Here is a 12,603-nt window from a genome sequence, read left to right on the forward strand (position 1 = left end):
TGGCGAGGTTGTTGGAGGGGAAGTGATGGCGAGCAAAAAACATGACCTGGTGAAAATGGAACGTGTGCCGCCCGTAGCAGCGCCTCTGCTTCTGGAAGATCTCCGGCAGATGATCGAGGAGACCAGGCAAGGTGTCGCTACTGCGGTCAATGCTGCCCTGACCATGCTTTACTGGCGCATCGGCAAACGCATCAACGAGGAGATTCTCAAAGGCGCACGGGCCGAATATGGCGAGCAGATTGTCTCTACACTGTCGAGACAATTGGAGGCAGAGTATGGGCGGGGATTCTCCGAAAAAAGCCTACGCCACATGTTGCGGTTTGCCGAGGCATTTCCCGACGAACGAATTGTCTCAGCACTGATGAGACAATTGAGCTGGACCCATTTCCTCTCTATCATCTACCTTCAGGATTCCCTTCAGCGCGACTTCTACGCCGAGATGTGCCGGATTGAAGGATGGTCAACAAGCACCCTCCAGAAGAAGATCGGTTCCATGCTCTACGAACGCACGGCGCTGTCGCGCAAGCCGGAGATACTCATCGAACAGGAGCTGGCGGCGCTGCGAGAGACCGATCGGCTCACCCCCGACCTAGTGTTTCGCGACCCCTATCTACTGGATTTTCTTGGCCTCAAGGACACTTTTGCCGAAAAAGACCTGGAGGCGGCCATCCTGCGCGAGATGGAAGCCTTTATTCTGGAACTGGGCGTTGGCTTCGCCTTCCTCGAACGCCAAAAGCGCATCACCGTGGATGGCGACGATTTCTATATGGACCTGCTCTTCTTCCATCGACGCTTACGCCGCCTGGTGGTGATCGACCTGAAGATGGAGGAGTTCAAGCCCGCCTTCAAGGGGCAGATAGAACTCTACCTGCGCTGGCTCGACAAGCACGAGCGGCAGGAAGGGGAAGACTCACCCATCGGCATGATCCTCTGCGCCGGCAAGAAACAGGAGCAGATCGAACTGCTGGAACTGGGTAGCTCTGGCATCCATGTCGCCGAATACCTCACTGCCCTGCCGCCCAAAAAACTGCTGGAAGAGAAACTGCATCGGGCCATTGCCCTCGCTCGCAAACGGCTGGAGAATCAGATGGAAGAGCGGATCGCCGAGAATGTGGCCAAGTTGCTGGTGGAGGAATGAAGATTCCGCAAAGACCTCTCTCGCAGGTTGCCGCAATAACGATGGGTACATCACCCAAGGGTGATACCTACAATCAAGATGGCACGGGCTTGCCGCTGCTTAATGGTCCAACGGAGTTTGGCCCCACCTATCCGAATTGCACTCTGTTTACCACAGATTCGAAGAGGGAGTGTAGACCCGGCGATCTAATATTCTGTGTGCGTGGGTCAACCACGGGTCGAATGAATTGGGCGGATCGCGTCTATTCTCTTGGTCGCGGTGTCTGCTCCATACGTGGTGAAACCAAGATTGATACTCGATTCATCAAATACTGCCTCGACTGGAAATTGGAGGCTCTTCTCAAGTACGCTGGCGGGGGAACTTTTCCTAACCTCACTCAAAATTCAATCCGCGAGTTTGAAATTCCTTTTCCTAGACATAGACGCAAAATCGCCACCATCCTCTCCGCCTACGACGACCTGATCGAGAACAACCTGCGCCGCATCAAGATTCTGGAGGAGATGGCGCAGAATCTCTACCGCGAGTGGTTCGTCAAGTTCCGCTTCCCCGGCCACCGGCACGCCCGCTTCACCGATTCTCCCCTTGGTCCGATTCCGGAGGGGTGGGAGGTGCAAAGGCTTGGCGAAGTATTGGAATTAAACTACGGCAAAGCATTAAAGCAGGAAGACCGACGTGGAGGCGATGTGCCTGTGTATGGCTCAAGCGGTGTTGTCGGCCATCACGACGTACCGCTCGTCAACGGCCCTGGTATTGTCGTTGGGCGCAAGGGCAATGTCGGAAGCATCTTCTGGTCCGACGAGGATTTCTACCCTATCGACACGGCCTATTTCGTCACATCGAAAATGCCTTTACGTTTTCTGTTCTACGATCTCCAGACGAAGAACTTCCTCAACAACGACGCTGCCGTGCCGGGCTTGAATCGCAACCAAGCCTACTCACTCGAAACGGTGACGCCACCAACGGACATATTGACATGGTTCTGCCAATTTGCCGATGACTTCGAGCGGCAAGCCGCAGTTCTGCGCCTTCAAAATACCACCCTCCGCCGCACCCGCGACCTGCTGCTGCCCAAGCTCATCTCCGGCGCGGTGGATGTGTCGGAATTGGACATCGCGGTTGGCGAGGAGGCTACAGCATGAAGATGCTCAAAAGCCTTTCTTACGATAGAACCGTGGTTGCCGCGGTAGACGATGCGCTGTCGCATTATGCTCGCGACGAGTTTGCGTCGCCAACCCGCTCAACCGTCCCCTTGCTGGCGTGGCTCAAGCATGAGCCGGCGATGGTGAACTCATTGCTACAAGACTTGGGCATGCCTGCAGAGTGCAACCTGCATCTCGAATACCGGGTGAAACCTCCAACGGGGAGAGGCAATGCCTCCCATAGCGATCTGATGGTGATCTCAGGCGACTCCTCGCTCGCCATCGAAGCCAAATGGACCGAGCCGCGCTATGATACGGTCGGCAAGTGGCTTGAAACCGGAGCAAACCCAGACAATCGCCGCGACGTGCTCGCTGGCTGGCTGGGCTTGCTCCAACACCATGCTGCGCAGCCGCTCTACCTGGCAGATTTCACCGATGCCGTTTACCAAATGGTGCATCGTGCCGCTTCCGCCTGTGCGGCGGGGGGCAAGCCGGCGTTGGCCTATCTGCTGTTCAAGCCCTCACCCGATCCGAGGACGGCAGACCTGCGGACGATCCGAGACGATCTTACGCATTTGTGGAGCGTGCTGGGCCGCCCCAGCACATTTCCCTTTTACCTGGTTGAATTACCCCTCTCTCGGACGACACTGTTCGATGCGCTTGCGTCATTGCCGAAAGGCAATCAGATCACAGCGCAGCAAGTCCGCGCGGCGTTGTTCGGGAGCGATCGGCTGTTCAGTTTCGAGAAGCATCGCGTGACAAGCGTGGGAGAAAAAGCATGACCTTCTCCGGCTACAGCGAAGATGCCCTGGTCGAGCAACCCGCCATCGCCCTGCTGGCAGGGCTGGGCTGGGAGACGGTCAACGCCTACCATGAGTTCGATCATGGCGCCAGCACGTTGGGCCGGGAGACCAAAGCCGAAGTCATCCTCACCACCCGTCTGCGCCTGGCTCTGCTGCGGCTGAACCCGGACGCACCCATCGAGGCCATCCACCAGGCCATAGAGGAACTGAGACGGGACCGCTCGCGCATGGGGTCGGTGGCCGCCAACCGAGAGGTCTACCAACTGCTCAAGAACGGCGTGCGTGTGCCTGTGCCCGATCCCGACGGCGACGGTGAGACTGTGGCCGTGGTGCAGGTCATTGACTGGGAGAATCCGGACAACAACGATTTTCTGCTCTGTTCGCAATTCTGGGTCACAGGCGAGATGCACACCCGTCGCGCCGATCTGGTGGGCTTTGTCAACGGCCTGCCCCTGCTCTTCATCGAACTCAAGGCCACCCACCGCCGCCTGGAGAGCGCCTACACCGGCAACCTGCGGGATTACAAGGACACCATTCCTCACCTCTTCTGGCCCAACGCCCTGCTCATCCTTTCCAACGGCAGCCAGAGCCGGGTAGGGAGTGTGAGCGCGGGCTGGGAGCACTTTGCCGAGTGGAAGAAGGTGGGCAGCGAGGACGAGGCGGGCCGGGTATCGCTGGAAACCACGCTGCGCGGCGTCTGCGACCCGGCGCGGTTGCTGGACCTGGTGGAGAACTTCACCATCTTCCAGGAAGTCCCCGGCGGGTTGATCAAGCTGACGGCCAAGAACCATCAATACCTGGGCGTCAACAATGCCCTCACCGCCCTGGCCGACATCCGCCAGCGTGAGGGCAAGCTGGGCGTCTTCTGGCACACCCAGGGCAGCGGCAAAAGCGTGGCGATGATTTTCTTCGCCCAGAAGGTGCTGCGCAAGCTGCCGGGCAACTGGACCTTTGTGGTCGTCACCGACCGGCAGGAGCTGGACGGGCAGATTTACAAGCACTTCGCGTCGGCGGGGGTGGTGACCGAAGGCCGCGCGCAGGCGGAAAGCAGCCGTCACCTGCGGCAGTTGCTCACGGAGGATCACCGCTACGTCTTCACCCTGATCCACAAGTTCCGCACAGAGCCAGGCGAGACGCACCCCGTCCTGTCCGAGCGGCGAGACATCATCGTCATCACCGATGAGGCGCATCGCAGCCAGTATGACGCGCTGGCACTGAACATGCGCACGGCCCTGCCCAATGCCGCGTTTCTGGCCTTTACCGGCACGCCCCTGATCGTGGGTGAGGAGAAGACCCGGCAGGTCTTCGGCGATTACATCAGCGTCTACGACTTCCAGCAGTCGGTGGCTGATGGCGCGACGGTGCCGCTCTACTACGAGAACCGCATCCCCGAACTGCAACTGGTCAACGACAACCTCAACGCGGACATGGAGCGCCTGCTGGAGGCGGCGGAACTGGACGAGGCCCAAGAAAAGAAACTGGAGCGGGAGTTTGCGCGCGAGTATCACCTGATCACTCGCGACGAGCGGTTGGAAGCGATCGCGAAAGACCTGGTGGCCCATTTCACCGGGCGGGGCTTCCAGGGCAAGGCGATGATGGTCTGCATTGACAAGGCCACGGCCATCCGTATGTATAACAAGGTGAAAAAGCACTGGGCCGAGAAACTCAAGGCGGCAAAGGCGGAACTGCAAGCGTGGCGTGAGTTGCCGGGATATGTCATCGAGGGCAAACCGGTAGATTCACCGGAGTGGCAGCATGGGCAAGCATTAGAGCGGCGGCTGCAGTTGTTGAAAGAGACCGATATGGCGGTGGTGGTGTCCCAGGGACAGAACGAGATTGCCGAGATGGCCGAAAAAGGGCTGGACATCCGGCCGCACCGTAGGCGCATGGTGACGGAAGATCTGGAGATCAAGTTCAAGGATCCGAACCACCCCTTCCGGCTGGTCTTTGTTTGCGCCATGTGGATGACCGGCTTCGATGTGCCGAGCTGCTCGACCCTGTACCTCGACAAGCCGATGCGCAACCACACGCTGATGCAGACCATCGCCCGCGCCAACCGGGTTTATCCTGGCAAGGTGAGCGGGCTGATCGTGGACTATGCCGGCGTGTTCCGCAATCTGGAGCGGGCGCTGGCCATCTATGGCGCGGGCGGCGGCGGCGATAAGCCGGTGGAGGACAAGGCCGCGCTGGTGACGGCGCTGCGGCAGGCGTTGGCAGAAACCCGCGGCTTGTGTCAACAACAACGGGTAAACCTTACGGCCATCCAAACCGCCCAGGGATTTGCCCGCATCGGCCTGCTCGATGATGCTGTCGAAGCGCTGGTGAGCTCCGAGGAGATCAAACGCCGCTATCTCGACCTGGTCAACACCGTGCAGCGGCTGTATAAGGCCGTGCTGCCCGACCCGGCTGCGCGGGAGTTTGCCACCGAAGTGACGCCGATGAAGGTCATCGCCGACAAAATCCGCGCGCTGATACCGCCGGCGGACATCGCGCTGGTCATGCAGCAGGTGGAGGGACTGCTCGACCGCTCCATTGCTACGGAGGGCTACGTCATCCGCGAGCCGAACGCGTCCTTTGGCGATGAGCATTGGATTGACCTGAGCACCATTGACTTCAAGAAGCTGGCGGAGAAGTTCAAGACGGGCCACAAGCGCACCATGAACGAACAACTCAAGGGGACGGTGGCGCAGAAGCTCATGGCCCTGGTGCGGCTCAACCGCACGCGCATGGATTACCTGGAACAATTCCAGGCCATGATTGACGCCTACAACGCGGGCAGCCTCAACGCCGAGGAGTTCTTCCAGCAACTGATGGCGTTCGCCCGCAGTCTGAATGAAGAAGAGTTGCGGGGCGTGGGCGAACAGTTGAACGAAGAGGAGTTAGCGCTCTTTGACCTCTTGACTAAGCCGCAGATTGAACTCAGCCACGCGGACCGGGAGAAAGTCAAAACCACGGCCAAAGAACTGTTATCCACACTCAAAGCGAGCAAACTGGTGCTCGATTGGCGCAAACGTCAGCAGGCCCGCGCCGAAGTGCGGGTGACTATCGAAAAACTACTGGACCAGGGCTTACCAAAGGTCTACACGCCGCAACTGTTCACGCAAAAGACGATGGCTGTCTTCCAGCACGTGTATGACGCCTACTATGGTGCTGGGCGCAGTGTGTATGCGGCGGCATGAAGAAGCCGCCTAACAAGGGTGCTGCACCGGACGGCAATTCCGCTGCCCCCTATTGACGCCGGTGCGCTTGGTCGCAGGATGCACCCTATAAGCCAATCGTGGTATTAGACCTCAGCAACGTACCGCAAGGTTTTTCATTCAACGATGCAGCCGCCGACAATTTACCGATTGATGTTCAAACATCCCGCACCGTTCAGGTCAAAATGGACTTCGCAGCCACATAACCGCACGTCCAGTCTGACGGCCGCGATTATTGCAGCCGGGATGCGATGGTGCGAATTTGCTCGGCAATGATGCTGCTCGGATAGGCCGTCACCACTGGTAAGCCGTGTTGGCTGGCCTGGAAGCAGACCTCACTGGCCGGCGTGATGACGCCTAACAGGGGCACCCCCAACATGCGTTCCATTTCGGCCGGTGATCGCGACAGGCCGCCACCCGACCGATTGATGCTGACCAGACCGATCTGCGCGTAGCTCTTATTGAGCGAAGGCCGCAGTTCGCCCAGCAAGCTGCGTGTCAGTTCCAGCGAGGGGCGCTCAGGCTCCGTCACCACAATCAGCCGGTCAATGAAGGCCAATGCGCGACGCGTCAGGGGAGTCAATCCACAGCCAATGTCCACCAGGACAAACGGCGCCAGGGTGGTAATCGTCCGAAACAGGGCATCGAGCTGTTCGGCAGGCAACAATGCGTCGTTGTAATGCCAGGGTGACGGCAGGGAGAGCACTCGAAGGCCGTTACTGTGCTGCACCATGAAGCCTTGCAGAGCGTTGGCGTCGGCCAACACGCCGCCGTTGCCATTGGTCATGTTAGCCGGCAGCGCGGGCGCCGCCAGGTTGAGAGTAATCAGGGCACTGGTAATCGGCTGCAAGTCCACCAGAATGGCCTCATGCTCGCCAGACAGGAGCACAGAGGCGGTGTTGATCGCCAGGGTGGTTGTGCCTACTCCGCCCTTGGCGCCCAGAAAGCCAATGAAATGCGACGTGGAGCCAACGGCCGCCGGCATGACGGTGGCGCGGCGCAAGAGCGACTTGACCCGCATCAATAATTCCGAATGACTGACCGGTTTGGTCAGGTAATCATCCGCGCCGGCTTCGAAGCCGAACGCCTTGTCCTGCTGCAGGGCCTTGGCCGTCAACATGATGACCGGCAAGGCGGCCGTGGCGGGATTGGCGCGCAACCAGCGCACAAGATCGTACCCGCTGATGCCTGGCATCATGACATCCAGAATAACCACATCCGGCAGATGACTGCCCAGGATAGAGAGGGCTTCGCTGCCACTGCGCGCCGGCAGGACTTCGTAGCCGGCATTCTGGAGAACGAGCACCATCATACGTAACAGGTCGCGATCGTCATCAACCGCCAGAACTTTGTATGCCATGAACGCTACCCACTTCCTTTTGGTGGGCGATCAGGTGGCACGCGCTTGCAATTGGTCACCTACCATCGTTTGCGTGCGCTGAGCTTCGCCTGAGGCCATTTCGATTACGAAGGCTGCTGCTTTGATTGGCCTGCCCACTGCCCAGGGTCGCATGTCATGTTCAACAGACACAACACGCCAGTTGTTATCTACAAAGATGATATCCAGTGGGAATCCCATGAACCAGCAATGGACACCTTTGCAGGGACGGATCAACATGGCTTCACCAGGGCGCAATGGCGCGTGGCCGATCAGGCCGCGCAGCCGCGTCCAAAAATTTTCGGCGATTTCTGTCCGCTCGGCTAACCACTGCTGCTGTGTGACATTATAAACTTTCACGATATACCTCTGACGTATCTCAATTTGTAGGGGCGCACCCTTGCGGTCGCCCACGCGGGCAGGCGCAAGGCCATGCCCCTACCCCTCAATTTGTAGGCGCACCCTTGCGGTCGCCCACGCGGGCAGGCGCAAGGCCATGCCCCTACTAATGACGCCGTAGCGGATTGGCCGCGTTGGCGTTGACAAGACCAAAAACTGATGGCGACAGGTGCAGACCGGCGGCTTCGATCTTTTCATACACCTTGGGCCGCAGGCCGGTTGGTTCGAGCCGTCCCAGGATTTTGTCGCCTTCCATGCCTCGCTGCTGGAACACGAATACGTCTTGCATCAACACGGTGTCGCCTTCCATGCCGATGACCTCAGAGACGCGCGTGACTTTGCGTGAACCGTCCCGCAGGCGGTCCAGGTGAATCACCAGGTCAATGGCCGAGGCCACCTGCTGGCGAATGGCGCGCAGGGGCAAGTCCATGCCGGCCATGAGCACCATCGTTTCGATACGTGAAATGGTGTCGCGCGGGCCATTGGAGTGAGCGGTGGTCATGGAGCCGTCATGACCGGTGTTCATGGCCTGCAGCATGTCCAACGCCTCGCCGCCGCGCACCTCACCGACGACGATGCGTTCGGGACGCATGCGCAAGGCGTTGATGACCAGGTCGCGAATGCTGATACGGCCTTTACCTTCGATGTTGGCCGGCCGCGACTCCAGACGCACGACATGCTCCTGTTTTAGTTGCAGCTCGGCCGAGTCCTCGATGGTGACGATACGTTCGTCGGACGGGATATACGCCGAGAGGATGTTGAGTGCGGTGGTTTTACCTGAGCCGGTACCCCCTGATACGATGATGTTGAGCCGGGCTTCAACCGCGGCCTGGGTGAATTCAATGAACTCGGTCGTGAAGGTGCCGAAACGCAGCATGTCATCGGCGGTAAACGGAATTTTAGAAAACTTACGAATGGTCAAGCACGGCCCATCCAGGGACAGGGGCGGAATGACGGCATTGACACGCGAGCCATCAGGCAAGCGCGCGTCCACCATCGGTGACGATTCATCAATGCGCCGGCCCAGGGGTGTCACAATGCGCTCGATGATGCGCAAGACATGCTCGTTATCCGTAAAGGCGACATTGCTCAGCGTCAGTTTGCCTTTGCGTTCAATATACACCTTCTTGGGGCCGTTCACCATGATCTCGGTAATCGAATCATCATCCAGCAGTGGTTGAATCGGGCCATAGCCGATGATCTCGGCCAGAATGGACTCGAACAGGTTGAGTCGCTCCTGCCGATTGAGAACAACGTTCTCCTCCGAAAGGACCTGCGTAAAGATCGGCTCGATGACACGCCGCGCCTCATCGGGCGTGGCCAGGTTCATCCCTGGCGTCATCTCCATCAGCAAGCGGCGCTGAACCTGGTCTTTGACCATCAGGTACGGCTCTGAGTTGGTGACGTCGGCGGTTGGTGGTGGCGCGCTGGGGCGCGCGGCGGAAACATTCGGTGGCGGCAATGGCCCGAGCGGGTTGCCGTTCGGGCGATCAATCCGGTTTAGTTTGGGGCGCTCCATGGGCGGCGGCGGCGGCGGGATCGGCGGCCGATTATTGGTTCGGTTCAATAGTGACATAATTTTCTCCTGACAGGAGCAAAGTCTGGGTCAGCAAACTTGGCTCACACCTAATGCAAGCAGCAAGGCGTCTTACTTGATCCAGATGGGGTCCCAATCGTAATTCTTGCCACTGCTGATCGTGCGCACATTTTTGCCGTCCAGGTCCATGATCAGCAGTTGACCATTGCCCGTCGAGCCACGATTGGACCAAAAGACGATCCATTTGCCATCCGCGGATAGCGATGGGTGTTTGTCCCATTCCCAGTCGTTGCGCGTGAGTTGTCGCAAACCGGTGCCATCGCTGTTGATCCGCCATATTTCGTCATCGCCGTCCTTTTGGGAAACGAAGACGATGACCGTTCCATCGGGCGTCAGGACCGGGTTGTAGTTGGTAGCCGTGTTGTCCAGCACCTGGGTGCGGACGGTGTCCCAGTTCTGCGGAATGTCGTAGTGCCACAGATAGATGGGTGTCATCGTCTTTTCATTCTTGGAGCCTTCGACAAACACGCGCAGGCGCCGATCGGGGGTCCATGCGTCCAGGGCTTCCAGTTTTTCATAACCGGTGCTGCGGTAATTCATGGTCAGGTTTTCGCCGTTGACGCCGACGACTTCGACGGTTCCTTGCTCGTCCTCCACGGGCACAATCCCTTTGCCGTCAGGGCGCATGGCGAAAAGCCCCGCACCTTCTTCCCGCATACTGCGAAAGACGATCATCCCTTTGAGCTTGGGCGAGGAGAGCTTGATCGGCTCCACGGCCACCTGTGGCGGCTGCGGCGTCGGCGTGGCGGGCGCCTCGGTTGGCGTTGGCGAAGGCGAGGGTGTTGGGGTAGGTGTCAAGAGCAGGCCTACCATGCGCACCCGTTCCTGCGCGCGGCTGGCGTCTGGAACCTGCAATTCGCTGGCAGCGGTGTAGTCCTTGAACGCATCCACGTAATTGCGCTCACGCTGGTACGCGGACCCGCTCTCAAGATATGCATCGTACAGTCGTGTGGCGACCATCCCGTTCAGAAAACCAGGCGCTTGATCGTACACAGGCCGCAGGAGGGCGATGGCGCTGCGCCATTCACCCTTCTGGAACGCGGAATTGCCGGTGATGAAGATTTGTGTCTGATCGCGCAGGGTCGTGGCCTCCGACTCGCGCGGCTTGAGGGTCAGGGCCTGCTGGAACATGCTGAGGGCAGTCTCGGCCGCATCGGCGCTGGTTTCGCTGCTCAAAATGGTCTTGCCCTGGTGTACGTAGGCCGCGAAAAGATTAGCCGTCACCGTCGTTTGCTCATAGCGCACATCCAGGCTGCGCATCGCCTCATAGCCTTCGATGGCTGCCTGCCAGTTTTGCGTGCGAAACGCTTCGTCCGCGGCCGCATAACGCTCACCAACCCCTTGTCCCCGGTTTGCACGTTGCAGCATCTCATCTACATCACGAAAGCCAGGGGATGTGGCGGCGATCTGCTGCAGCAGGGGGAGTGACTGCTCCCAATTGCCGTCACGCTGCAAGGCTGCGGCCCGCGCGTACGTGGCTTCGAGATCGGCCTGGCTGCGTGCGGTGTTCAACCCTTGCAGCGCCTCGGTGTTGTTGGGGTCCTCGGTCAATACCGCTTGGAACTCGCGCTGCGCCGTGACATAATCGCTGCGGGTGAGCGCATCGTGTGCAACCGTCAAATGCTCGTCGAGGCGCAGCGCCGATGCGCGCACGTCGGTTGCGGGTTTCACGTAACTGCGGAAAAAGACGACCCAGGCGCCAAACACCAACAGAAGCAAGAGCGCCAGCGCGCGCCGGCGGGTGAAGATTTCACGCAGCCGCGCTGTCCCTCCCAGGCCTGTGCGCGGCCCGTGCTGAGTCAGGGAAGCCTTGAGCTGGGCATATTCTTGCAGTGATCTCAGCTCATTGACGCCCTCATAGCGTTGCATGAGAACGTCGAAGCGCTGGCTTGCTTCGGGCCAATGCCCTTGCTGCAGGTGCAGGAGCGCCTCCTGATAGAGCGGATCATACTGAAGCGTTGTCGAATCTGTTTGGTTGGTATCCATGATTGTTTCATCCTATCGGTCAACGACCATCGGGGCGAGTTACATATTGCCAAATGCCCGCACGATACGGGGCACGGCAGGGCCGAGAATCACCGCAAACAACGCGGGAAAAATGCACATGACCAATGGGATGAGCATCTTGAGGGGCGCCTTGCGTGCCTGTTCTTCAGCCCACTGGCGTCGTCGCATGCGCATCTGTTCCGACTGAGCGTGCAAGACGTCGGTGATGGAAACGCCCAGGCTGTCAGCCTGCACCAGGACCGCCACGAAACTTGAAACCTCTGGCACATCGGTGCGGCTGGCCAGGTTGCGCAGGGCCTCCTGACGGCGGGCGCCCATGCGAATTTCGCCGATCACCCGGCCGAATTCCAGGGCCAGGGCGTTCTGCCAGCGCTGACCCACCTTCATCAGGGCGGCGTCGAAGCCGAGACCGGCATCAACACAGATCGAGAGCATGTCCAGGGCATCGGGCAGGGCGCGTGTGATTTCGCGCTGCCGAGCCTTGATGGCCCGCTTCAGCCAGTAGTTGGGCAGATAGGTGCCCATGATGCCGCCGGCAAACGAGAACAGGATGGCCGATATCCCATTCATGCCGCGCCATGATAACAGGAAGAAGGCAATGACAGCCGCCACCAGCCCGGCCACCAACCGCAGCCCCATGAAGTCAATCAGGGTCAGATTGCGCGGATTACCGGCAACAATCAGGTCGTGCTTCAGGCGCTCGACATTGCCGGCCGGTGCGAAGCGGCTGGCAGAGGCCAAAATACGCCGCAGTAGCGGCTGCATCACGCGTTCACTAAACGTGGTCTGCAACTCTAACTGCTCATAGGACTGCGCGGGGTCTTCGAAGGCGGACCGCACGCGCCTGCGCAGCTCGGCCGGCTGTCGCACGTGGTAAATGCCGTACAGAAACAGGGCGGCGCCCAAGCCAACCAGAACACTCAAGACGAAAGGATTCGATAACAT

9 protein-coding genes are annotated in these 12,603 nt (G+C 59.4%); 4 read left to right on the forward strand and 5 right to left on the reverse strand.

Annotated elements, in window-relative coordinates; translation table 11 throughout:
• Positions 1-25: 25 nt before the first annotated feature.
• The 4 genes from IPM84_13175 to IPM84_13190 are packed head-to-tail and all read left to right on the forward strand — an operon-like array spanning position 26 to position 6,259.
• Positions 26-1,138: a DUF1016 family protein gene (locus IPM84_13175; protein MBK9093695.1), complete on the forward strand. Its 1,113-nt coding sequence runs from the start codon at positions 26-28 to the stop codon at positions 1,136-1,138.
• Positions 1,135-2,277 (forward strand): restriction endonuclease subunit S, encoded by a 1,143-nt coding sequence (locus IPM84_13180; protein MBK9093696.1) that lies wholly within the window; start codon positions 1,135-1,137, stop codon positions 2,275-2,277. Before IPM84_13175 ends, IPM84_13180 begins: the two co-directional genes overlap by 4 nt.
• Positions 2,274-3,059, forward strand: coding sequence for a hypothetical protein (locus IPM84_13185; GenBank protein ID MBK9093697.1), 786 nt, complete (start codon positions 2,274-2,276; stop codon positions 3,057-3,059). The genes IPM84_13180 and IPM84_13185 overlap by 4 nt, the downstream gene beginning before the upstream one ends.
• Positions 3,056-6,259 carry a type I restriction endonuclease subunit R gene (locus IPM84_13190; GenBank protein ID MBK9093698.1) on the forward strand — a complete coding sequence of 1,068 codons (3,204 nt, stop codon included), beginning with the start codon at positions 3,056-3,058 and terminating at the stop codon, positions 6,257-6,259. Before IPM84_13185 ends, IPM84_13190 begins: the two co-directional genes overlap by 4 nt.
• Before the next feature lie 250 nt (positions 6,260-6,509).
• Here IPM84_13190 and IPM84_13195 read toward each other — a convergent pair whose 3' ends face one another.
• The 5 genes from IPM84_13195 to IPM84_13215 all read right to left on the reverse strand — a co-directional run bounded on the left by IPM84_13195 (position 6,510) and on the right by IPM84_13215 (position 12,603).
• Complete coding sequence (locus IPM84_13195; GenBank protein MBK9093699.1) at positions 6,510-7,637, reverse strand: response regulator; 1,128 nt, start codon at positions 7,635-7,637, stop codon at positions 6,510-6,512.
• Between the two features lie 30 nt (positions 7,638-7,667).
• The gene (locus IPM84_13200; GenBank protein ID MBK9093700.1) at positions 7,668-8,015 is read right to left on the reverse strand and encodes a DUF192 domain-containing protein; all 348 of its coding nucleotides are present in this window, start codon (positions 8,013-8,015) and stop codon (positions 7,668-7,670) included.
• A 145-nt stretch (positions 8,016-8,160) separates the two neighbouring features.
• The gene (locus IPM84_13205; GenBank protein MBK9093701.1) at positions 8,161-9,630 is read right to left on the reverse strand and encodes a CpaF family protein; all 1,470 of its coding nucleotides are present in this window, start codon (positions 9,628-9,630) and stop codon (positions 8,161-8,163) included.
• A 72-nt stretch (positions 9,631-9,702) separates the two neighbouring features.
• Positions 9,703-11,637 (reverse strand): PD40 domain-containing protein, encoded by a 1,935-nt coding sequence (locus IPM84_13210; protein MBK9093702.1) that lies wholly within the window; start codon positions 11,635-11,637, stop codon positions 9,703-9,705.
• 39 nt (positions 11,638-11,676) lie between these two features.
• Positions 11,677-12,603: a type II secretion system F family protein gene (locus tag IPM84_13215; GenBank protein ID MBK9093703.1), complete on the reverse strand. Its 927-nt coding sequence runs from the start codon at positions 12,601-12,603 to the stop codon at positions 11,677-11,679.

Origin of the sequence: Candidatus Amarolinea dominans (genome assembly GCA_016719785.1) — a bacterium.
Classification (GTDB): domain Bacteria; phylum Chloroflexota; class Anaerolineae; order SSC4; family Amarolineaceae; genus Amarolinea; species Amarolinea dominans.